20 protein-coding genes, 1 tRNA gene and 3 pseudogenes are annotated in these 20,298 nt (G+C 62.4%); 10 read left to right on the forward strand and 14 right to left on the reverse strand.

All coding sequences use genetic code 11. From position 1 onward, the window contains the following. Positions 1-9 precede the first annotated feature (9 nt). The 3 genes from P9228_RS07835 to P9228_RS07845 all read left to right on the forward strand — a co-directional run bounded on the left by P9228_RS07835 (position 10) and on the right by P9228_RS07845 (position 1,733). Entirely contained in the window at positions 10-729 is a 720-nt protein-coding gene (locus P9228_RS07835; RefSeq protein WP_127324699.1) for a heme-copper oxidase subunit III family protein, read from the forward strand. A 26-nt stretch (positions 730-755) separates the two neighbouring features. After that, positions 756-1,148, forward strand: a complete 393-nt coding sequence (locus tag P9228_RS07840; RefSeq protein ID WP_082980618.1) for a cytochrome C oxidase subunit IV family protein — start codon at positions 756-758, stop codon at positions 1,146-1,148. A 111-nt stretch (positions 1,149-1,259) separates the two neighbouring features. Further along, the gene (locus tag P9228_RS07845; protein WP_067325364.1) at positions 1,260-1,733 is read left to right on the forward strand and encodes an aminoacyl-tRNA deacylase; all 474 of its coding nucleotides are present in this window, start codon (positions 1,260-1,262) and stop codon (positions 1,731-1,733) included. A gap of 34 nt (positions 1,734-1,767) precedes the next feature. On the opposite strand, the gene P9228_RS07850 is transcribed toward P9228_RS07845, so the two are convergent. The 4 genes from P9228_RS07850 to tig all read right to left on the reverse strand — a co-directional run bounded on the left by P9228_RS07850 (position 1,768) and on the right by tig (position 5,927). Continuing rightward, positions 1,768-2,592: a DUF2189 domain-containing protein gene (locus tag P9228_RS07850; RefSeq protein ID WP_278052954.1), complete on the reverse strand. Its 825-nt coding sequence runs from the start codon at positions 2,590-2,592 to the stop codon at positions 1,768-1,770. A gap of 483 nt (positions 2,593-3,075) precedes the next feature. Further along, positions 3,076-3,456 carry a cytochrome c family protein gene (locus P9228_RS07855; RefSeq protein ID WP_067000047.1) on the reverse strand — a complete coding sequence of 127 codons (381 nt, stop codon included), beginning with the start codon at positions 3,454-3,456 and terminating at the stop codon, positions 3,076-3,078. Positions 3,457-3,745: 289 nt separating this feature from the next. Continuing rightward, complete coding sequence (locus P9228_RS07860) at positions 3,746-4,252, reverse strand: hypothetical protein (RefSeq protein WP_067000878.1); 507 nt, start codon at positions 4,250-4,252, stop codon at positions 3,746-3,748. 190 nt (positions 4,253-4,442) lie between these two features. Beyond that, the gene (gene tig / locus P9228_RS07865; RefSeq protein ID WP_278052955.1) at positions 4,443-5,927 is read right to left on the reverse strand and encodes a trigger factor; all 1,485 of its coding nucleotides are present in this window, start codon (positions 5,925-5,927) and stop codon (positions 4,443-4,445) included. Between the two features lie 342 nt (positions 5,928-6,269). On the opposite strand from tig, the gene P9228_RS07870 reads away from it, so the two are divergent. Together P9228_RS07870 and P9228_RS07875 are read left to right on the forward strand one after the other, a co-directional pair. Further along, a tRNA-Leu gene (locus P9228_RS07870) sits at positions 6,270-6,354 on the forward strand. 325 nt (positions 6,355-6,679) lie between these two features. After that, positions 6,680-7,612, forward strand: a complete 933-nt coding sequence (locus tag P9228_RS07875) for a hypothetical protein (RefSeq protein WP_278052956.1) — start codon at positions 6,680-6,682, stop codon at positions 7,610-7,612. A gap of 52 nt (positions 7,613-7,664) precedes the next feature. On the opposite strand, the gene P9228_RS07880 is transcribed toward P9228_RS07875, so the two are convergent. Next, a complete protein-coding gene (locus tag P9228_RS07880) occupies positions 7,665-8,249 on the reverse strand; it encodes a GDYXXLXY domain-containing protein (protein WP_278052957.1) in 585 nt (194 codons plus the stop codon). Continuing rightward, positions 8,246-9,361, reverse strand: a complete 1,116-nt coding sequence (locus P9228_RS07885) for a DUF2157 domain-containing protein (protein ID WP_278052958.1) — start codon at positions 9,359-9,361, stop codon at positions 8,246-8,248. Before P9228_RS07885 ends, P9228_RS07880 begins: the two co-directional genes overlap by 4 nt. 234 nt (positions 9,362-9,595) lie before the next feature. Between P9228_RS07885 and P9228_RS07890 the strand changes: the two genes are divergently transcribed. From P9228_RS07890 to trmFO, 3 genes are all read left to right on the forward strand, one after another. Next, positions 9,596-9,736, forward strand: coding sequence for a DUF1127 domain-containing protein (locus P9228_RS07890; RefSeq protein ID WP_006335194.1), 141 nt, complete (start codon positions 9,596-9,598; stop codon positions 9,734-9,736). A gap of 51 nt (positions 9,737-9,787) precedes the next feature. Beyond that, positions 9,788-9,928 carry a DUF1127 domain-containing protein gene (locus P9228_RS07895; RefSeq protein WP_067000031.1) on the forward strand — a complete coding sequence of 47 codons (141 nt, stop codon included), beginning with the start codon at positions 9,788-9,790 and terminating at the stop codon, positions 9,926-9,928. 348 nt (positions 9,929-10,276) lie between these two features. Continuing rightward, positions 10,277-11,686: a methylenetetrahydrofolate--tRNA-(uracil(54)-C(5))-methyltransferase (FADH(2)-oxidizing) TrmFO gene (gene trmFO / locus P9228_RS07900; RefSeq protein WP_127245637.1), complete on the forward strand. Its 1,410-nt coding sequence runs from the start codon at positions 10,277-10,279 to the stop codon at positions 11,684-11,686. On the opposite strand, the pseudogene P9228_RS30980 reads toward trmFO, so the two are convergent. Beyond that, positions 11,687-11,924, reverse strand: a pseudogene (locus P9228_RS30980) (hypothetical protein); the annotation flags it as partial. On the opposite strand from P9228_RS30980, the pseudogene P9228_RS07905 reads away from it, so the two are divergent. Further along, a pseudogene (locus tag P9228_RS07905) lies at positions 11,924-12,258 on the forward strand (sterol desaturase family protein); the annotation flags it as partial. The pseudogenes P9228_RS30980 and P9228_RS07905 sit on opposite strands and share 1 nt — an antisense overlap. On the opposite strand, the pseudogene P9228_RS07910 reads toward P9228_RS07905, so the two are convergent. From P9228_RS07910 to yajC, 6 genes and pseudogenes are all read right to left on the reverse strand, one after another. Further along, positions 12,253-12,636, reverse strand: a pseudogene (locus tag P9228_RS07910) (sterol desaturase family protein); the annotation flags it as partial. The pseudogenes P9228_RS07905 and P9228_RS07910 sit on opposite strands and share 6 nt — an antisense overlap. Next, on the reverse strand, positions 12,636-13,061 hold the full coding sequence (locus tag P9228_RS07915) for a hypothetical protein (protein ID WP_067329583.1): 426 nt from the start codon (positions 13,059-13,061) through the stop codon (positions 12,636-12,638). The pseudogene P9228_RS07910 and the gene P9228_RS07915, both read right to left, overlap by 1 nt. A gap of 79 nt (positions 13,062-13,140) precedes the next feature. Then, positions 13,141-13,980, reverse strand: a complete 840-nt coding sequence (locus P9228_RS07920) for a phytoene/squalene synthase family protein (protein WP_245322445.1) — start codon at positions 13,978-13,980, stop codon at positions 13,141-13,143. A gap of 8 nt (positions 13,981-13,988) precedes the next feature. After that, positions 13,989-14,378 carry an Mth938-like domain-containing protein gene (locus tag P9228_RS07925; RefSeq protein ID WP_067329577.1) on the reverse strand — a complete coding sequence of 130 codons (390 nt, stop codon included), beginning with the start codon at positions 14,376-14,378 and terminating at the stop codon, positions 13,989-13,991. A gap of 125 nt (positions 14,379-14,503) precedes the next feature. After that, positions 14,504-17,059 carry a protein translocase subunit SecDF gene (gene secDF, locus P9228_RS07930; protein WP_095801856.1) on the reverse strand — a complete coding sequence of 852 codons (2,556 nt, stop codon included), beginning with the start codon at positions 17,057-17,059 and terminating at the stop codon, positions 14,504-14,506. A gap of 55 nt (positions 17,060-17,114) precedes the next feature. Continuing rightward, on the reverse strand, positions 17,115-17,453 hold the full coding sequence (yajC, locus tag P9228_RS07935) for a preprotein translocase subunit YajC (protein ID WP_067000009.1): 339 nt from the start codon (positions 17,451-17,453) through the stop codon (positions 17,115-17,117). Between the two features lie 267 nt (positions 17,454-17,720). Here yajC and P9228_RS07940 point away from each other — a divergent pair, with 267 nt between their 5' ends. Then, on the forward strand, positions 17,721-18,593 hold the full coding sequence (locus tag P9228_RS07940) for an ATP-binding protein (RefSeq protein ID WP_278052959.1): 873 nt from the start codon (positions 17,721-17,723) through the stop codon (positions 18,591-18,593). A gap of 101 nt (positions 18,594-18,694) precedes the next feature. On the opposite strand, the gene P9228_RS07945 is transcribed toward P9228_RS07940, so the two are convergent. Next, positions 18,695-20,218: a LysM peptidoglycan-binding domain-containing M23 family metallopeptidase gene (locus P9228_RS07945; RefSeq protein ID WP_067329568.1), complete on the reverse strand. Its 1,524-nt coding sequence runs from the start codon at positions 20,216-20,218 to the stop codon at positions 18,695-18,697. Between the last annotated feature and the right edge of the window lie 80 nt (positions 20,219-20,298).

Raw genomic sequence — 20,298 nt, forward strand, 5'->3', positions numbered from 1 at the left:
AGACTGGCGATGGCCGAGACGACACTGACGGATAGCAGCCAGTTGGATCGCCCCCAGGGCTGGCGCGGGATTGCCGCCGACTGGGCCTCGGATCAGCGCGCGTTCAAGAACGTGTCCTGGGGCAAGGCCATGATGTGGATCTTCCTGCTCAGCGACACCTTCATCTTCGGCTGCTTCCTGCTCTCCTACATGACCGCCCGCATGTCGACGCGCGTGCCGTGGCCCAACCCAAGCAAGGTCTTCGCGCTGCACATCGGCGGGTCGGAGGTCCCGCTGATCCTGATCGCCATCATGACCTTCGTGCTGATCTCCAGCAGCGGCACCATGGCCATGGCGGTCAATTTCGGCTACCGCCGCGAGCGCCGCAAAACCGCGATCCTGATGCTTTTGACCGCCGCGCTCGGCGCAACCTTCGTCGGCATGCAAGCCTTCGAATGGACCAAGCTCATCACCGAAGGAGTGCGGCCCTGGGGCAATCCCTGGGGAGCCGCGCAATTCGGCTCATGCTTTTTCATGATCACCGGCTTCCACGGCACGCACGTCACCATCGGGGTCATCTTCCTGATCATCGTGGCGCGAAAAGTCTGGCGCGGCGATTACGACATCGGGCGTCCAGGGTTTTTCACCAGTCGCCGGGGCCACTACGAGAATGTCGAGATCATGGGACTCTACTGGCACTTCGTCGACCTGGTCTGGGTGTTCATCTTCGCCTTCTTCTATCTTTGGTGAGAGGCAGGCTTTGCTGAGAGGACGAAATGGCTGAAGCAACCGCAAACGGTCTCGGACAACAGGCGCTGCACTCCACCCACGATGCAGCGACCGCCGGCAAATCGGACACGCACCAGGAACACCCGATCAAGCTCTATCTGGTGGTCTGGGTGTGGCTGTTCATACTCAGCGCCTGCTCCTATATGGTCGACTATTTCGGCCTGCACGGCTATCTCAGATGGTCGCTGATCCTGATCTTCATGATGCTCAAGGCAGGACTGATCGTGGCCGTCTTCATGCACATGGCCTGGGAACGGTTGGCGATGATGTATGCGATCATCCTGCCGCCGATATTGGTGCTGGTCTTCGTGGCGATGATGGTCTTCGAGGCCGACTATACGCTGCTGACCCGCATCGCGTTTTTCGGGCCCGGCCCCTGACGCGCGGTTCGGATAAACCGCAGCCTAATCAGCCCGAAATGGCCGGTGCCTCGAAACAACCGGCGGTTTGGTTTTGATATGCGTCGTGAACTCAAGCAAAGGACGCGGAAAATGACGATAGCGAACAGACTGAGGAATTTCATAGACGGCAAGGGAATCCCGTACGACACCGTCGCGCATCATCGGACTGCAACCAGCAGGCAGGCCGCCATTGCCGCCCACGTGCCCGGCAGCATGATGGCCAAGTCCGTGGTCGTTCACCACGAGCTCGGCTATGCGTTGGCCGTGGTCCCAAGCACCCACAGGATCGAACTCGCCAAGCTCCAGGACGTCATGGACAAGCGCCTCGGGCTCGCTTCCGAGGACGAGGTGGTCTCGCTCTTCGACGATTGCGATATCGGCGCCGTGCCGCCGATCGGCGCGGCCTATGACGTGCCGGTCATTTTGGACGAAAGCCTCGGCGACGCCGCCGATATCTATTTCGAGGGCGGCGACCACAAGACCCTTGTGCATGTCAGCGGCAAGGATTTCCGCGACCTGACCACAGGCGCGCGTCGGGCACGCTTCAGCCACCCGGCCCTGTGAGAGCACCGGCACTCCAGCCCGTGCTCGACAGGGTCTACGAGTTCGCCGGTCTTGGGGCGGCGGCCGGCGCTTCCACGACCTTACGATACACGTGCCAGGTGGCATGGCCGAGGACTGGCAGCACAACCGCCAGCCCCGCGAACACCGGCAGCGAACCGAGGATCAGCCCAACGGCGACGATCAGTCCCCAGACGGCCATTACGATGGGGTTCGCCAGCACTACGCGTACCGAAGTGTGAATGGCTTCGTAGGCGCCGACATCGCGATCAAGCAGCAGCGGAAACGCCACCACGGTGGTGCACAACACGACCACGGCGAAGACGAACCCGATGGCGTGACCCAGCACGATCAGGGTCCAACCGCGCCCGGTGGCGAATATCTCAGCGATGAAGCTGGACAGCGATGCCGGGGGCGCGGGACCGAACAGCTGCTCGTAGAAGATTTTGGCGGTCAAAAGCCACGCGATGAAGATCGCGAACAGCATGATCCCGACCGCGGCGATGGCCGGCAGCGCCGGGGAGTTCCTGACCTCGAAGGCATGGCGCCAGGATGCATCGAGCCCGGCTTCCCGTCTGCGGCTGATCTCGTAAAGACCGATCGCCGCGAATGGGCCGATCAGCGCAAAACCGGACACCAGCGGAAACAGCAGTGGCAGCGCGTTCGCTCCCGATGTCCAGGTAGCAAGCACCACGCCGACGAGCGGATAGATCATGCACAGAAACACGATATGCGAGGGTTTCACCATGAAATCGTCGACACCGCGCCTGAGCGCGTCGAAAAGATCGGAAAGGCCGATCTTTCTCACTCTGGTATGCTCGAGCGTTTCGCTAGCGCCTGCAATGACGTGAAAGCTTGCCATGACCATTCCTCCAGACCAGGGTCCGGCAAGGTCGCGGATTCGCGGTGCTACCGCTCTGCATGGTTGGCCACGCAAAACCGCGACCTGCACCGGCAGCCAACATACTCCATTGCGCCCGATTTGTCTCTTTTCATTGGAACGAGGGTGCGGTGGCCGGCCAGAGCTCCACGCTGGTTCGAGAGGTTTTTTTGCGGTATTCTTATACAACTACAACGCAGTGCCTCCGGTACGCGCAAAGGAGGCTGGATCACTTCGATTGGCCGTGATCCTTTCCCGATTTCCAGGTCATGCGCCTGGTCGAAGGCGAACGTCATGGACACGCGAACGCTTCTCATACTCGGCCTTGGCATAGCCATTCTGTTGGTGCTGGGATTCTTTGCGCTGCCTGCATGACGGCGCCGGCGGCCACACTTCAGCAACGTCATGCCGGCCGCCTTCGGTCGGAGCGAGCCGGCGCCACCGACGGGCCTGGAAGGGGCCCGCTTACTTCGAAAACTGTTTCAGGTAAGCAATGACGTTGGCTACGTCCTGATCGTTCTTGAGGCCGGGAAACACCATCTTCGTCCCTTTGATCATGCCCCTGGGGTCTTGAAGATACTTCGTCAGCGTGGGCTCATCCCATTTGATGCCGGATTTTCCGGCCTCGATCATAGCAGGGGAAAAGGTGAAACCGGGATGCGTGCCCGCCGTGCGCCCGATGACGCCGTGCAGAGACGGGCCGACCTTGTTCTGGTCCTGGTCTGCAATGTGGCAGACCTTGCACTTGGTGAAGACCTTCTCGCCTGCGGCTGCATCCTGCGCCCGCGAAGGGCTTGCAATGAAGATCGTGGCCGCCGAGGCGATGAAAAGTGCGATTGCGCGCATGGCATTCCTCCCTGATCGATCGTCATCTGCGCCGGACGATGCGCACCACGCCAGCTGCGCTGGGGCGGCCTGCACGGTACAGCGGAATATCCGTGGTCCCACCAATGGAATTGCGGCATCTACATACCACAGTATCAAGCCAATGGGTAGAAACGGCAATTTGTGCGAAGGTGCACGTCGCCCAAGCTGCGCAGCGGTTCTGGCAGAACGACATGCATCAAAACACGGACCTAAAGCGCGTCGCCTGAGTCCGGCTCCTCGCGACGCCCTTTAGGCCGTGTACTGAGACTCACGGCGGATCGGTATTGCAGCTTGCAGCCATCTGTCCGATCGCCTCGGACAGTCCGGCGAGTTCGAAATCGGCCTCGCCGCGTCCCGACAGCAGGCCGAAGCGCCATGACAGCAACAGCCGGCTCGCCGAAACCAGCCGCTTGATGCCATCGGCTCCGTCCCTGACCAGCATTTTACCGCGTGGGCCGACAGACCAGCTTTCATCGAACTTGCCGCCGCCATCGACCATGACCGACATGGTGATCTTGCGGCTGGCGGAGACTGAATCGTTGAGTTGCAGCCATTCGCTCCAACGCGGTTCGCCGCCCGGTCGACAAGCCAGCGTCAGCACCGGACTGTAGCCCAGCGCGCCGCCGCCGGTGATCAGCTTGTTGGTGGCGTATAGCGACGCAGTGACCTGGCCGTCGTTGCCGGCGTCGACGCGCCAGTTGCCGAGATCGGGTCCGGCCTCTGCCACACCGGCCGCGGCAAGCAAGAGCGCCGCGGTAACGACCACGCCCCTCATCGTGAATGCCACACCCACCGACGCCTCCAAACGACCCTGCGCAATGTGATATCGAGCAGATAATCATCAATGTTCGGTATCGCCAGCAGCGTGCATTCATCTGAAGCGGTTGCCCCGCAGCAACAACAGAGAACATGAACGAAAAAGGCCGCCTCGTGGGCGGCCTTTCGAAATCAGCTTATCGCCGGTTTTACTCGGCGTCCTTGGCGGCCTTCTTCTTCGGCGCGGCCTTCTTCTTGGGCTCTTCCGCCTCACCGGCTGCTTCGCCGGCCTTGGCCTCGGCTTTCTTGGAGGAAGCCTTCTTCGCCGGCTTCGCCTTGCTGGCGCTCTCGGCCTCCTCGTCGTCCGCCATCAGCTCTTCCTTGCTGACCTTCACGTCCTCGACCGAAATCTGGCCCAGCAAATAGTCGACGACCTTTTCCTCGAACATCGGCGCGCGGAGCGAATTAATCGCCTCGGGGTTGCTGCGGTAGAACTCGAAAGCTTCCTGCTGCTGGTTGGCCGGGAAGCGGCGAACCTGCTCGAACAGGCCGCGCTGCAGTTCATCGTCCGACACGGTGACCCCGGCCTTCTCGCCGATCTCGGCAAGAACCAAGCCGAGACGCACGCGACGTTCGGCCAGGCGCATATATTCGGCGCGCGCCTCTTCCTCCGTCGTTTCTTCGTCGGCAAAGGTACGGCCGGCGGCTTCGAGGTCGCGGTTGACCTGCGCCCAGATGTTGTTGAACTCGGCCTCGACCAGCTTCGACGGCGCCTCGAAGCAATAGGCGGCATCGAGCTGGTCGAGCAGCTGGCGCTTCACCTTCTGGCGGGTCATGGAACCGAACTGGTTCTCGATCTGGCCGCGCACGATCTCGCGCAGGCGCTCCAGCGATTCCAGGCCAAGGTTCTTGGCCGTCTCGTCATTGATCTCGAGCGCGCCGGGCTTGGCCACTTCCTTGACGGTGACGTCGAAGGTGGCTTCCTTGCCGGCCAGATGCGCTGCCTGGTAGTTCTCCGGGAAGGTCACCGTGACCTGCTTCTCATCGCCCGCCTTGGTGCCGACCAGTTGGTCCTCGAAGCCCGGGATGAACTCTTTCGAGCCCAGCACCAGCGGCTGGTCGGTGCCGGCGCCGCCGGCGAACGCCTCGCCGCCGATCTTGCCGACATAATCGATGCTCACGCGATCGCCTTCGGCGGCCTTGCCCTCCTTGGGCTCGTAGCTGCGAGCCGATTCAGCGACCCGCTTCACCTGGTCGTCGACCTCCGATTCCGGCACGTCGTAAACCTGACGCGTCACCTTGATGTCGGAGAAATCCTTGACCTCGATGGCCGGAATGACCTCGTAATTGAGGCGGAACTCGAAGTCGGCGCCGCCGGCCAGGATCTTCTCCGCCTCCTTCTCGTCCTCGGTCATGATGACTTCAGGCTGCATGGCGGCCTTTTCGCCGCGGCCCGAGATGATCGAGCGGGTCGAGTCGTTGAGGATCTCGTTGACCACCTCGGCCATGAACGACTTGCCGTACATCTTGCGCAGGTGCTGCACCGGCACCTTGCCCGGGCGGAAACCGTTGATCCGCACCTTGCCGCGGGCGTCGTTCAGCCGCGCCATCAGCTTGGCTTCCATGTCACCGGCCGGCACGGTGATCTTGATCTCGCGCTTGAGACCGGAGTTGAGCGTTTCGGTGACCTGCATCCTAAAACCTTTGTTTTCACCAACGAGGCTGCCAAACGGTCCTTAGCCGTTCACAGCCTGCCGGTATATTCTTGCCGGAAATGGCTTTGGTACGGAACCTGGTGATTTGACCGCCAATGCGGCTCAAACTCTCCTGAACTGCGCTTCCAAAATGTGAAGAAGTCTTTGTTTTTCCTACTTCTTCTTGCATTCGGCAGAAGCGGATAGTCGCGTCCCGTCACATTCGACACGCCTTTTGTCACAGGCTAGGCTAATTTTCAACCATCTTCGCGATTACGAGAATGACGGTGACTTGGACCGCGACATTGACAGAATGATGGCTACATGGGATTGCCGGGGAGCGCGGATGTGGCGGAATTGGTAGACGCCCTGGATTTAGGTTCCAGTGCCGAAAGGCGTGGGGGTTCGAGTCCCTTCATCCGCACCACCCTTCGCCTTGGCGAGCTTCTGGTGTAGGTCACCCTATGGTCGTCAGAGCGAAGCGTGTCCCCGAACCTTTGCAAGGAAGGACCGGAGCCATCAACTTCTGGCGGCGCACGCAAGGCTCGAGCAGACAATCCGCTTTTTCGTGTGCAATTCCCTTGAAATAGCGCGTCAACAGGTTCTTAGTCGCAGCAACAGGCAGGTTGGGGCTCTGTCAGCTTGTGCGCCTAGTTTCTCTGGTTCTGGCGGCTGGGTCGGCTGTCGCGGCAGCGACATGTCACGTTGAGGCCTTGGAGTACACTTCGGTTTCCTCTCCGGGCCAGCAGCCAATGCTTCTTGTATCCGGTGAGTTTGGCGCCAATGAACCCCTGAACGCCTTCAGCAACGCGGTTGCGAGCAGCAGGGCCAGGATGATCGTATTCAACTCCCGCGGCGGCAACGTCGGCAGTGCGATTCGCTTGGGGCGACTGATCCGCGCGGCGGGGTTGGATACTTTTCAGCTTCGCCAATTGCAGTGCGCTTCAGCCTGCTCACTGGCCTTCCTGGGCGGCGTCCACCGCGTTGCCGAACCAGGTTCCATCGGCGTTCATCGGCCGTCCCTCAAACCGGCCGACGGGATGTCAAATGAAGACGCGGAGGCCCGTTTCCAGTTCGGCACGGCCGCAATCATATCCTATGTGATCGAGATGGGAGCGGATCCCAAGCTGATGGAATTGGCTTCGAGCTATGACAAGCATGACATACGGTACCTGTCGGCCAGCGAAATGGCAGAGTTGCGTGTGACCAATGCCGCAGCGAACCAGCCGCAAGCAGATGCATTGCAGGTATCAACGACGCCGGATCCTGCGTCCGTGTCCGCTCCTGCGCCCGACGCCAGGCAACAGCCGGAAAGCGTTGCGGTCACCTTCGTCAGGGACCTCATCGAGCATCATGGCGATAACAACGATTTCGCTCTTGCTCAGGCTCAGGCGTCCTACGCTCCCACGGTCGACTATCATGGCAAGTTGACGAACCTAAGTTCGATCATTGAGGACAAGAGGAGCTATTACCAGCGATGGCCTGAACGCGGATACAACGTCCGCAATGACAGCATTGCGGTCAGCTGCGCCAACGATCGCTGCAAGGTCTCAGGCATCTACGACTGGATTGTGCGCAGCCCCTCGACACACAAGCAGGAGAAAGGCGTAGCGGACTTCAGCTATACGATATCGATCGGTCCCTATCCCAAAATCATCGCCGAGACGGGCGATGTCCGGCCATAACCAGGACCGTCGTTAACGCGGACCGTCGCGCTGACGCCCAGGCCCGAACACACTAATAAAGCGGCTCCTCGAACAGCGTCTTGTCGCCGTCCATGAGCGCCTTGATCTGCGCCTTGCCATTGGCGGAGAGCGCCAGCTTGACGCCGAACGGCCGCACGCGCAGCATGTCGTTCTGGATCGCCATCCCCTTGCCCTCCGGCAGGTAGAAACGCTCGATCCCGTATTCCGGCGTGATCGTCATCTCGGGTGAGCGCAGATCCCAGCCATCCGCTACATGCCCGACAATGTCGGCCTCATCGGAAGCGGCAGGCGCCGGCGCCTGTTCGAACCATGCCGCGCTCGGCTGCCAGTAGCCGTCCACAGCCTTCTTCAACCTGACGACGATCTCGGAGTCATTGCTGGTGAACTTGCCCGGCGGAATGTTGGCGATAAGCTTCACCGGGATGCGCGAGATGTCATAGCCAAGCGAGATATAATCGCCGCGCAGAAGATCGCGCGGGTCAACGGGCTCAACCTTGAGCAGGACCTCCTTGCCGTTGCGCAGGATCGCCGCGCGTCCGGCGATGATCCAGCCCAGCAAGCCGATTTGGACAAGCGCCGTCACCAGCGCCGCGATGATCAGTCTTTTGCCGCTCATGCCGCTGCTCCTCCGGCGGGCGTCTTCATTCGTTTTTCAACGCGGATGATGACCAGCGCCAGTATTCCCAGCAGCACGGCCGCGGACAGGAAGAAGCCCGCCGTGTCGAGCATCGACTGCAACATCACCACATAGATAATGGCGAGCTCGAAGGCAAAGCCGGCATACGCCACCCAGCGCAAGCCTCTGCTTTCACGGCCGCCGAGCATGATCGCCGCGACGATGCCGGCAAGCGCGGCTGCCGAGGCAATGGCAAAGCCGCTGTTGTAGCTCGCCTCATCGGCCAGTTCGAACTGGACCATTGCGAGGCCGGCAAGAAAGCCGATGAGCGCATGCAATGGCAGCCTGCCGCCGAGTTGCACGACGCTGTCGACGGGTTCGGCGACAAAGATCGCTGCCGCGAACAGCAGCATCGAGACGAGCACGAGCGGAATCGCGACCTGGAGCGTGTTGTGGTCGATCGCCAGCAGCAGGAGATAGAATACGATCGAAAGGATGATGACGTGCCGCGCCGCCTGGCTGCGTGTCCAGAATGAAATGGCGAACAGCACCAGCATGATGGCGGCGAAGAGATGCGGGAACTCGGCCCGGCGGAAAAATCCTCCCCATTTAAGGAACAGCCAGGCATCGGCGATGCCGACGGAGGCGACGGTGAGCGGGTTCGAGCGCAATGCGACCGCCGCCAGCGCCGTGCCGGCGCACCACGTCAGCAATGCCGAAGCCTCGTCGCCCGACAGATGATACATCTGACCGATCAGCGCGATTGACCCGCCAAAGGCCGCGGCGGCGATGATCCATAGCGCCTCGCCGATCGCCGCATGGTCGCGTGTCTTCAGAACGGCGCCACCGACATAGCCGCCGAGGATGACAGCAAACAGCGCCGTCACACGCGCCAGGCGCGGAATGGCTTCCCAGTTGGCGGCGACGAAGATCAGGATCGCGGCACCGAACAGCAACGCCGCCATCATCGCCAGGATCGAGCCGAAGCTCAGCGAGGCGCGATCGTTGGCGGCAACGTCACGCGTCAATGCGTCCGCCGTCGGCGCGTCGATCAGGCCCGCCGCCCGCCAGCGGGCGATATCGGCCCTCACCTTAGTCGCATAGCCCGCCATCCGTTCCCCCCGAGCTTGGCCATTTTTACAACCGTGCGCCGCAAATCGTTGACGCAACGGCATTTTCCGATTCGGTCTTCCTTATGTCGCAAGCGTGAATCGCCGTTAATGTTGCATTGCACAATTTGCATTGCTGCGATGCACCAATGGCACTTTTAAACCGATATGACCCTGCCTATTTTCCGTTCGTACACAAACGGAATGATCCGAACCAAAGACGAAACGAGCACTACCATGAACCTGATCCGCAACTACCGCAACTGGCGCCGCTACCGGGACACCGTTTCCGAGCTGAGCCGCCTGTCGAACCGTGAACTGACCGACCTCGGCATCAGCCGCAGCGACATCCACTACGTCGCTCGCAAGGCGGTCTAATCCGCTTCGGACCGCGAATGGTCCGAACCAGTTTTTGAGAAGAGCAAGACAATGAACCTGATCCGCAGCTACCGTAACTGGCGCGTTTATCGCGAGACGGTTTCTGAGCTGGGTCGGCTTTCGAACCGCCAGCTCAATGATCTCGGCATCGTTCGCGACGAGATCAAGATGATCGCCCGCAAGGCGGTTTGACAAGGAATCTCGCCAGGGTCGACCTCCTCCCCGACCCTGACGGATACGGTCAGCCTTTACCTCCTCCCGAAGGTTGACCACCGAAACGGCGCCCGCCGGACCTCCTCCCCCGGCGGGCGTTGTTCTCCGAAAGGATCCGCCCCTTCAATTGGCGGAAGGAATTTCGTCAAAGCCGACCTCCTCCCCGGCAATGACGAATATGGTCGATCTTCACCTCCTCCCGAGGATCGACCCCCAAAACGACACCCGCCGGACCTCCTCCCCCGGCGGGTGTTGTTGTTTTGGAGGTAGTCGGCCCCTCGAAGCCGGCAATTGCATTCGCCGCGCCAAGCGACTATCTCGGCGCTCATGAGCAAAGATCCCGTTCACGTCATCGGCGGCGGCCTCGCCGGCTCCGAAGCCGCATGGCAGATCGCAGAAGCCGGCGTGCCGGTCGTGCTGCACGAGATGCGCCCGGTGCGCGGCACCGACGCGCACAAGACCGACGGGCTCGCCGAGCTCGTCTGCTCCAACTCGTTCCGCTCGGACGACGCCGAGACCAATGCGGTTGGCTTGCTCCATGCCGAAATGCGGCTCGCCGGCTCGCTGATCATGAGCGCCGGCGACGCGCACCAGGTCCCGGCCGGCGGCGCTTTAGCCGTCGACCGCGACGGTTTTTCCGAGGCAGTAACCGCAAAAATCGAAGCGCATCCGCTGATTGCCATCCAGCGCGAGGAAGTGCCTGGACTTCCGCCGGCGGATTGGGACCAAGCGATCATCGCCACCGGTCCGCTGACCGCGCCTTCGCTTGCGCAGTCGATTGCCGAAGCAACCGGCGCCGATGCGCTCGCCTTTTTCGACGCCATCGCGCCGATCGTCCATTTCGACACCATCGACATGAACACCTGCTGGTACCAGTCGCGCTACGACAAAGTTGGCCCCGGCGGCACCGGTAAGGACTACATCAACTGCCCGATGGACAAGGAGCAATATCTCGCCTTCGTGGCGGCGTTGCTGGAGGGCCAAAAGACCGAGTTCAAGCAGTGGGAAGGCACGCCCTATTTCGACGGCTGCCTTCCGATCGAGGTGATGGCCGAGCGCGGCGTCGAGACGCTGCGCTACGGGCCGATGAAGCCGATGGGGCTGACCAACGTCCACAATCCGTCGGTCAAAGCCTATGCAGTGGTGCAGCTTCGCCAGGACAATGCGCTGGGCACGCTCTACAACATGGTCGGTTTCCAGACCAAGCTGAAGCATGCCGAGCAGGTCCGCATCTTCCGCACCATTCCCGGACTGGAGAATGCCGAATTCGCCCGGCTCGGCGGCCTGCACCGCAACACTTATATCAACTCGCCGACGCTGCTCGATCCGTCGCTGCAGCTGAAGTCGCGCCCCGGCCTGCGTTTTGCCGGCCAGATCACCGGTTGCGAAGGCTATGTCGAAAGCGCCGCGATCGGCCTGCTCGCCGGCCGCTTCGCCGCGGCCGAACGGCTCGGCCGGGCGGCCTCACTGCCGCCGTCGACCACGGCCTTCGGCGCGCTGCTCAACCATATTACCGGCGGCCACATCGTCTCCGACGACGAGCCGGGCAAGCGCTCCTTCCAGCCGATGAACGTCAATTTCGGCCTGTTCCCGCCGGTCGAGGCTCCAAAGTCTGAAGGCAAGCGCCTGCGCGGCAAGGACAAGACCGTTGCCAAGCGCCGCGCGATCACGGCGCGCGCATTGGCCGATTGTCGCGTGTGGCTGGGCCTGCCTTCGCAGGCGCAGGCAGCGGAATAGCTACTCCGCCGGCTCGGCACTCGCCGCCGGCAATCCCGGCTTTCCTGCTTCGGACGGATTCCTCCGCACATAGGCCGCCTTCAACGTCTCCGACGTATCGCGCGAGCCGTCATGGCTCCAGCCTGGCGGCCGGATCAGATAGCTGAGACGCAATGACGGCCGGATGGAAGCCGAGCAGCACCAGCGGCGCCTGCAGCACGAACATGAAGGTGAAGAGACCGGTCCAGCTTTGCCGGAGCGTTCGTCTTCGGCTTCAACCTCGTCTGGCATTCTGGATCCACACCGAAACGATCGGCAAGATGTGGGGCTGGTTCGAATTCGTCTTCAACACGCCCTCGCACCACCGCGTCCACCACGCCACCAATCCGCGCTATCTGGACGCCAACTATGCCGGCACGCTGATCATCTGGGACCGCATGTTCGGCACTTTCGTTGCGGAACTGGACGAGGACCGGCCGCGCTACGGCATTGTCAAGAACATCGGCACCTTCAACCCGCTGAAGGTCGCCTTCCATGAATGGATCGGCATGTTCAAGGATGCGATGATGCCGGGTCTGACGCTCGGCCAGCGCCGTCGAGAGATTGTAATGCTGGCTGGAATGATGGTTGACGTGCTCGGCCCAAACCCAGCGCACCTGATGCGCGATGCGGTGGTAGACATAGTAACGCAAATCATCGAGCAGGAAGGCGGCGACAAACACCCAGATCGACAGGCCGAGATTGAAGAAACGGAACTGCCAGAGCCACAGCAGCGCCCAGTAGGATACGACACCGAGCAGCAGGCCGGCGACGACATTGCCCGTCCCCATCATCAGGCTGGCCAGCGTGTCGCGCGTCTCGAACGATCCCTTGGCGCGGCCGGTGCGTACCAGCCAGAGCTCGATCAGGATCGCCGTGACGAAGAACGGGATGGCAAGCTGGGTGACCTGCGGGAAATTGTAATCGTCCATCACGCCGCCTCTCGGATCTGATCGTGCCTCAGCAGCACCGCCGCCACGGTCAGCGCGTCTGCCTCGTCGGCGAGGGCAAACCGCCCGCCTTTCCAGGTGAAATCATCCATTTTCAGCGACAAGACATTACCTTCCCGCACCAGGGCGAGCACATCCCGCGGCGTGACGATGCGGGTTAGGAAACAGTCGCCGATGCTCTGGACAATGCCGCAGCGCTGCGGGTCGAGTTCCAGGATGGCGGCTTGCCTGTCCGATGTCAGCCTGACCGCCCCAGGCTTTTCGTCTGGAAAGTCTTCGGCAAAACGTGCGAGCGCGTGTTCAGCCCCGGCAAGCGTCGCGGTCGCCGTACCGCCGGTGAAATGCACGGCCGCCACCGACAGCGCGATGCCGAACACGACAAGGACGACCAAAACTGGCAGGCTCATGGAAAGGCGGTCCTCCGCTGGCTCGCATTTCTCTGATGCGAGTCCACGCGCAGAACCCCTAGCATGGTTGACGTTTACGTCAAAGGGGCGTCCAGCCATGCATGGCATGACGCAAGAGCAGCCAGTGCCGGCGCAAGGTTGAGAGGGTCGAAGTGCCCCCGAGTGGAGACCGACCCGGCTTTTCCATCCTGTCGAGATAGGCATGTGTGAGCGCCAGCGGCAGGAAGGCGGGGCGCAGCGACGCGGGGAGAGCCGACGCGCCCTTCTCGAAAGCGCCGAGATGCTCTCGCGCCAGCGCGATCATCGCCCCGACCGCGCGCTCCGCGGCAGCATCGCCGTCGCCCTTGACGAACTCTTCCGGCGAGGTGCCGGCGGCTGCCAGGATATCGGAGGGGATAAAGCACTGTCCACGGCGACGGTGCAGCGGCAACAAAAGCAGCAAGCCGGTGATGGCCTGCGCGCAGCCCGCCCTGCCCGCCAGTTCGGCAAAGCGTGGCGCGGCATTCGGATCGAGCACCATGGCCGCAAGCTGGATGATCGCCGCGGCCGTCTCGCCGCAATAACCCTCAAGGTCGGTCCGCGACGGCATCGGATCGTTGTAGAGATCGAAGATACGCGCTTCGAGCATGTTCTCGAAAGCGGCCTTCGGCAGATGGTTGGCGGCGATCGCCGCCCTCAGCGCGTCGGCGGTCGGATGACCTGTCTCCGCCTCGCCCTCGGCCAAGAGGACATCGCGCCACCATTGCAGCCGGACCTCGCCCGGCAGCGGCTCGTGGATGCGGTCGCGAACGCCGGCGACCTCGGCATTGAAGGCATAGAGCGCAAGCAACGCGTCACGCCTGTCGGCGGGCGCGTAGAGCGCGGACAGATAGCGATCATGGTCTGCGGCACGCACCGCATCCATGACCATGTTGGGCATGCCGGCCATCAATCGACGGCGATCAGCGCTGCGGCCACGGCACGGTCCTCGGCCAGCAGCACGTTGTAGGTGCGCACGGCCGCGCCCGTCGACATCGGGTCGGCCGAAATGCCGGCCTCTTTCAGCGCGGAGCGGAGTGCAGCCGGCAGCGGCCGCAGATCCTTGCCGGTGCCGACCAGCAGGATTTCTACCTTGTCGGCCTGGGCGAACAGCTTGTCGAAGTCCGAAGCTTTTAGCGCCAGCGGATCGGCCGGCTCCCAGCCATGGATACCGGACGGCAGGCACAGCAGCGAGCCTCGATGCGACATGTCGGCAAAGCGGAACCCGCCATTGCCATAGGCCTCGACCGGCGCCCTGCCCGGGAAATGCGCCTCTCGGATGACGATGCCTTTGGCCATGGGGCTAGAGCATGATGCCGAAAAGGTGGAGCGGTTTTCGGACGACATTATGCTCTATCTCTTTGATTTAGAGCGGATCCAGATCTCAGTTCGACTCGACCTGAGATCATCCGGCTCTGACGGCTTCAGGTCGCCACGGCCTTGCCGTTCGCCGGCTTGGTCTCTTCGGCGGCTGCGGCCTGCGGCCTGAGCTTGAAGAGGATCAGCAGCGGCGCGGCGATGAAGATCGACGAATAGGTGCCGAACACCACGCCGAACAGCATCGCCAGCGTGAAGGAGCGGATCACCTCGCCGCCGAACAGCACCAGTGCCAACAGCGCCAGGATGGTGGTCACCGAGGTCAGCGTGGTTCTGGACAGCGTCTCGTTGATGGCGTTGTTCAACAGCTGCGGCAACGGCATCTTTTTGTATTTTCTTAAGTCTTCGCGGACGCGGTCATAGACGACGATGGTGTCGTTGAGTGAGTAGCCGATGATGGTCAGGATCGCCGCGAGCGACGACTGGTTGAATTCCAGTCCGGTTATGACGAAGAAGCCGATGGTCATCACCACATCGTGCACCGTGGCGATGATGGCGCCGACGGCGAACTGCCACTCGAAGCGGAACCACACATAGAGCAGGATGCCGACCAGCGCGATGAGCATGGCGATCGTGCCTTGCTTGGCGAGCTCGCCGGAGACCGTCGGTCCGACCACCTCCACGCGGCGGAAGTCATACTGGTCCTGCAGTTCGCCGCGCACCTTGTCGATGACGGTCTGCTCGGCATTCTCGCCGGCGTCCTGCGTGCCGACGCGGATCAGAACGTCGTTCGGCGCGCCGAACTGCTGCACCTGGATCTCGCCGATGTTGAGCTCGGAGAGCCTGTTGCGGATGTCACCGAGATCGGCGTCGCCCTGCTTGGACTGCACCTCGATCATCGAGCCGCCCTTGAAGTCGATGCCGTAATTGATGTCGATGGTGAGGAACCCGACAACTGACAGGATCGACAAGATGCTGGACAAAGCGAACGTCCAGCGGCGGATACCCATGAACGGGATCCTGGTGCCGGGCGGAATGAAGGTGACCGGCGCGCGCGGCAATTCCTTCGGACGGGCGCGGCGCAGCCAGATCGACACCAGCATGCGGGTGAAGGTGAAGGCGGTGAAAACGGTGGTCAGAATGCCGATCGCATAGGTGATGGCGAAACCCTTGACCGGTCCTGTGCCCAGCCAGAACAGCACCACGGTGGCAATCAGCGACGTGACATTGGAGTCGACGATCGTTGCCAGCGCCTTGGCGAAGCCGGTGTCGATCGACTGGATCACCGAGCGGCCAAGTCGCCGCTCCTCTCGAATGCGTTCATAGATCAGAACGTTGGAGTCCACCGCCATGCCGATGGTGAGCACGATGCCGGCGATGCCGGGCAAAGTGAGCGTGGCGCCCAGCAGCGACAGCAGCGCAACGATCATCGCCACGTGGACGGCCAGCGCGATGTTGGCGAGGAAGCCGAGGAAGCCGTATGCGACGAACATGAAGGCGACGACGAGGATCGAACCGATCACGCCCGCCACCTTGCCGGCATGGATGGAATCCTGGCCGAGGCCTGGACCGACCGTTCGCTCTTCGATGACCGTCAGCGTTGCCGGCAGCGCGCCGGCGCGCAGCAGCACGGCAAGGTCATTGGCGCTCTGCGGGGTGAAATTGCCGGAAATCTGCCCGGTACCGCCCAGGATCGGCTCACGGATCTGCGGCGCCGAAATCACTTGGTTGTCGAGGACGATGGCGAACAGCTTGCCGACATTCTGCGCCGTCGCCTGGCCGAACCGTGTCGCTCCCTTGGAATCGAAACGGAATGAAACCACCGGCTCGTTGGTCTGCGAATTGTAGGTCGCCTGCGCGTCGACCAGATTTTCGCCGGAAACGATGACGCGGTTTTCGATGAGATAGGGGACCGGCGGATCGTCTTGCGAGTAGAGGACGGAAGAGCCTGCGGGCGGACGGCCCTTCAGCGCATCCTGCACAGGCATCGACTGGTCGACCATCTGGAAGGTCAGCTTGGCGGTCTGTCCGAGGATCTCCTTCAGCCGCTGCGGATCCTGCAGGCCCGGCACCTGGACAAGGATGCGGTCGTCGCCCTGCCGCTGCACGATCGGCTCGGTCGTGCCGAGCTCGTTGACGCGCCGCTCGACCACTTCGATCGACTGCGACAGAGCCGTCGAGGTGCGGTATTTCAGGCCGGCGTCGGTGACCGTGAATTTGAGCAGGCCGGGCTCGGAGTCATCCAGCGACATTTCCTGGATGGAGCCGCCGCTGAACAGTCCCGCCGCCACCGGATCGGTCAGCGGTTTCAGGACCTTCTTGGCCTGGTCGAGTTGAGCCTGGTCCGTGATGCGAACCTGCACGGTGCGGCCGGAACCGGAAAGGCCGGTGTAGTTAATCTTGGGATTGGCCTCGCGCAGCAGCGTCCTGATCTCGTCGCGCGTCGTCTCCATCCTATCCTTGATCAGATCGTTCTGATTCATTTCAAGCAGGATGTGCGAGCCGCCCTGAAGGTCGAGGCCGAGCGTCATCTGCCGCTTCGGCACCCAGCTCGGCAGTTGCGCCAGCATGCTTGCCGGAAACAGGTTGGGCGCGGCGAGGACCACTGTCACGGCCACGGCCAGCCAGATCAGGATCATCTTCAGGCGCGAGAAATAAAGCATTCGTTCTTATCCGTTCAGGCGTACAAGCGGCAGCGTTCCGCCATCGAGGTGGTGATTACTTCTTGGCGTTCTGGTTCGCCACCGGCTCGCCCTTGACGCGCACGTCGGAGATCGTCGAGCGCAGCGCCGTCACCTTGGTCCCGCCGCCAAGGTCGATCTCCAGTTCATTGTCGTCGATCACCTTGGTCACCTTGCCGACGAAACCGCCGCCGGTCACCACCGTATCGCCGCGGCGCACTGCGGCCAGCATTTCCTGGCGCTTCTTCAACTGCGTGCGCTGCGGCCTGATGATCAGAAAATACATGATCACGAAAATCAGGACAAACGGCAAAATGCTGATGAACATATCGGGCGAGGTGCCGACGCCTTGGGCGTATGCCGGTGTGACGAACATCAAGAAACTCCTGGATGGTGAAATACCGCCGGGACGGCCGCGCGAAATTTTGGCCGGAATATAGTCGGTAAAGTTGCCAATGCAACTGCGCGACCCGCCGAATCCGTTGCTTTTCCAGCCGTTTGGCGCGTGCTAGAGCGTCGCAGCCGGAAGCCGGTTGGAGCCGGCCGAAAAGATCGTGCTACAACAGAAGCTTGCAGTTGGTTCTTGGTGCGCAGCCGCGGATCCGTTTCACGTTCCGTGATTGCCAAGTTAAAAAGACCGGAAATGACCGATAGCCTGGATGCCCTGAACAAAAAGCTCGACCGCCTGATCGACGCGGTCTCCCGTCTCGGGCCGCCACCGGTTCCCGAGACCGACCTCGGCTTGGCCGATTGCTTCGTCTGGCAGGCCGATCCCGGCTACCTGGAGCCGGTCCACAAGGTCAATCGCGTCGACATCGGCCTGATCCGCGGAGTCGACCGGGTCCGCGACATCCTGCTCGACAACACCGAGCGCTTTGCGTCCGGCTTCGCCGCCAACAATGTGTTGCTGTGGGGCGCGCGCGGCATGGGCAAGTCGTCGCTGGTCAAGGCCGTGCACGCCAAGGTCAACGCCTCGGACAAGCTCGACCGGCCGCTGAAGCTGATCGAGATCCATCGCGAGGACATCGACACCCTGCCCAAGCTGATGAGCTTGTTGAAGGCGGCGCCCTACCGCTTCATCCTGTTTTGCGACGACCTTTCCTTCGACCATGACGACACTTCCTACAAGTCGCTCAAGGCAGCGCTCGAAGGCGGCGTCGAGGGCCGCCCGGCCAATGTCATCTTCTACGCCACGTCGAACCGGCGGCACCTGCTGCCGCGCGATATGATCGACAATGAGCGCTCGACCGCGATCAACCCGTCGGAAGCGGTGGAGGAAAAAGTCTCGCTCTCCGACCGCTTCGGCCTGTGGCTCGGCTTCCACAAATGCTCGCAGGACGAATATCTCGACATGATCGACGGCTATGTCCGTTACCATGCCCTCGCGATTGATCCCGAGACGTTGCGCGCGGAAGCCTTGGAATGGGCAACGACGCGCGGCAGCCGCTCCGGCCGCGTCGCCTGGCAGTTCACCCAGGATCTTGCCGGACGGCTCGGCAAGCCGCTCAAGGACTGATAGCCCATCACCGGCTGCACTGAAAAAGCCCGCTCCTGGCGGAGCGGGCTGAAGCCGGCGGGCCGGACTGGAGGTCAGGCGGCCCGCAATTTGTTCTTGTTCTATTCGAGATAGCCGCTCGGATCGACCGGAGCAGAGTTCTTGCGCACCTCGAAGTGCAGCTTCGGCGAGTCCGTGGTGCCGCTCATGCCGGACAGCGCGATCTCCTGGCCGCGCTTGACCTTCTGGCCGCGCTGCACCTCGATCGAGCTGGCATGGCCGTAGACGGTGACCAGGCCGTTCTCGTGGCGCACCAGCACTGTGTTGCCGAACTCCTTGAGGCCGTCGCCGGCATAGATGACGACGCCGTTTTCGGCCGCCTTGATCGGCGTTCCTTCCGGCACCGCGATGTCGACGCCGTCCTTGCCGGAGCCGAAGCCGGAGATGACGCGGCCGCGCACCGGCCAGCGCATCTTGCCGATGCCGGTCGCATCCGGCGCCACTGCATCGTCGTCCTCGGCCTGCTGGATGACCTTGGCGTCCTTCTTCGGCGGCGTGTAGGAGGCGAGCGTCTCCGACGGTGTGGTCTTTGCCGGCGGCTGCGTGGTTGCCGTCGTCACCGGATCGACGGTCGGCTTGGTCGCGACAGGCTTCGCGGCAGCGACGGCAACGGTGCCGCCGGCCGGAACCTTGAGCGTCTGGCCGATCTTCAAGAGGCCGTCCTTCATGCCGTTGGCCTGCTTGAGCGCCGTGACGCCGACGCCGGTCTTGCGGGCGATCGAAGACAGGGAATCGCCCTGCTGAACGGTGTAGGTACCGCCGGCGCCGGCCGGCTTTGCCTCGGCCATCTGGGCGGGCGTGGCGCTCTTCGAACCGCTGGCCGCCGCCGATGCATCGACCTGCGCGGCGGATTTGCCGTCCTTGAGTTTTGGCTGCTGCGGCAGCACGGCAACCTTCTCCGGCGCGCCGGCGGGCTGCTTCGGTGTGTTGGCGGGCTTGGTGCTGTCGGCAACCTTCGGCCCGCCCTTGCTCGAATAGGCATAGGCCGGAATGACGATCTTCTGGCCGGTTCTGATGCCCTTGTTGGCATCGAGCCCGTTGACCTTGATGATCGCATCGGCCGGCACATGATATTGCCGAGCGAGACCGGAAATCGTCTCGCCTTCCCTCACCACGATCTCGGTCGCGTGTGGCGCCGCGCTTGCGTTGCGCACCGCGTCGGGCTCGGCGGTCTTGAACGGCTTGGCCGGCGCGACTGTGTTGGTGGCCGTCCTGTCGAGATGCGGCGCGGCAGGAGCCGGCGCAAGTGCCGGGGCCGAGGCGGTGCGTATCGGCTTGGCGGCGGCCGGCGCCGAGGGCGGCGGCAATTGCTGGGACGTCACCGGTTCGAGACTGGAGCGGCTCACCGACTGGGTGTGACTGCCGTCGACTGGGGCCGGCGCGACCGTATCGCCCGGATAGGGCTGGTCGACATTCTGCTTGTTGATGATGGCGCGCTGATTGTTGGTGGACGATGTGAAGACGTCGTCGACACCATTGAAGCGCATCGCCTGGGAGCTGCAGCCTGCCGCGGCACCGGCGATCATCAGGACGGCGCAGCCGCGCGCCAGATTGCGTCCGTTTGCCTTCAAACCATTGAATTGCATCGCACTAACCCGCACAGACCCGGTACAAACTGGTCATGATTAAAGCGCGTTAATGTTACTGGCCGGTTAACCCATTAGAA

The organism is Mesorhizobium sp. WSM4898 (genome assembly GCF_029625845.1).
In the GTDB taxonomy this organism is placed as follows: Bacteria; Pseudomonadota; Alphaproteobacteria; order Rhizobiales; family Rhizobiaceae; genus Mesorhizobium.

Coding starts and splice junctions, on each gene's coding strand:
- P9228_RS07835 (WP_127324699.1), top strand. CDS start 10: ATGGCCGAGACGACACTGACGGATAGCAGCCAGTTGGATCGCCCCCAG.
- P9228_RS07840 (WP_082980618.1), top strand. CDS start 756: ATGGCTGAAGCAACCGCAAACGGTCTCGGACAACAGGCGCTGCACTCC.
- P9228_RS07845 (WP_067325364.1), top strand. CDS start 1,260: ATGACGATAGCGAACAGACTGAGGAATTTCATAGACGGCAAGGGAATC.
- P9228_RS07850 (WP_278052954.1), bottom strand. CDS start 2,592: ATGGCAAGCTTTCACGTCATTGCAGGCGCTAGCGAAACGCTCGAGCAT.
- P9228_RS07855 (WP_067000047.1), bottom strand. CDS start 3,456: ATGCGCGCAATCGCACTTTTCATCGCCTCGGCGGCCACGATCTTCATT.
- P9228_RS07860 (WP_067000878.1), bottom strand. CDS start 4,252: ATGAGGGGCGTGGTCGTTACCGCGGCGCTCTTGCTTGCCGCGGCCGGT.
- tig (WP_278052955.1), bottom strand. CDS start 5,927: ATGCAGGTCACCGAAACGCTCAACTCCGGTCTCAAGCGCGAGATCAAG.
- P9228_RS07875 (WP_278052956.1), top strand. CDS start 6,680: ATGCTTCTTGTATCCGGTGAGTTTGGCGCCAATGAACCCCTGAACGCC.
- P9228_RS07880 (WP_278052957.1), bottom strand. CDS start 8,249: ATGAGCGGCAAAAGACTGATCATCGCGGCGCTGGTGACGGCGCTTGTC.
- P9228_RS07885 (WP_278052958.1), bottom strand. CDS start 9,361: ATGGCGGGCTATGCGACTAAGGTGAGGGCCGATATCGCCCGCTGGCGG.
- P9228_RS07890 (WP_006335194.1), top strand. CDS start 9,596: ATGAACCTGATCCGCAACTACCGCAACTGGCGCCGCTACCGGGACACC.
- P9228_RS07895 (WP_067000031.1), top strand. CDS start 9,788: ATGAACCTGATCCGCAGCTACCGTAACTGGCGCGTTTATCGCGAGACG.
- trmFO (WP_127245637.1), top strand. CDS start 10,277: ATGAGCAAAGATCCCGTTCACGTCATCGGCGGCGGCCTCGCCGGCTCC.
- P9228_RS07915 (WP_067329583.1), bottom strand. CDS start 13,061: ATGAGCCTGCCAGTTTTGGTCGTCCTTGTCGTGTTCGGCATCGCGCTG.
- P9228_RS07920 (WP_245322445.1), bottom strand. CDS start 13,980: ATGCCCAACATGGTCATGGATGCGGTGCGTGCCGCAGACCATGATCGC.
- P9228_RS07925 (WP_067329577.1), bottom strand. CDS start 14,378: ATGGCCAAAGGCATCGTCATCCGAGAGGCGCATTTCCCGGGCAGGGCG.
- secDF (WP_095801856.1), bottom strand. CDS start 17,059: ATGCTTTATTTCTCGCGCCTGAAGATGATCCTGATCTGGCTGGCCGTG.
- yajC (WP_067000009.1), bottom strand. CDS start 17,453: ATGTTCGTCACACCGGCATACGCCCAAGGCGTCGGCACCTCGCCCGAT.
- P9228_RS07940 (WP_278052959.1), top strand. CDS start 17,721: ATGACCGATAGCCTGGATGCCCTGAACAAAAAGCTCGACCGCCTGATC.
- P9228_RS07945 (WP_067329568.1), bottom strand. CDS start 20,218: ATGCAATTCAATGGTTTGAAGGCAAACGGACGCAATCTGGCGCGCGGC.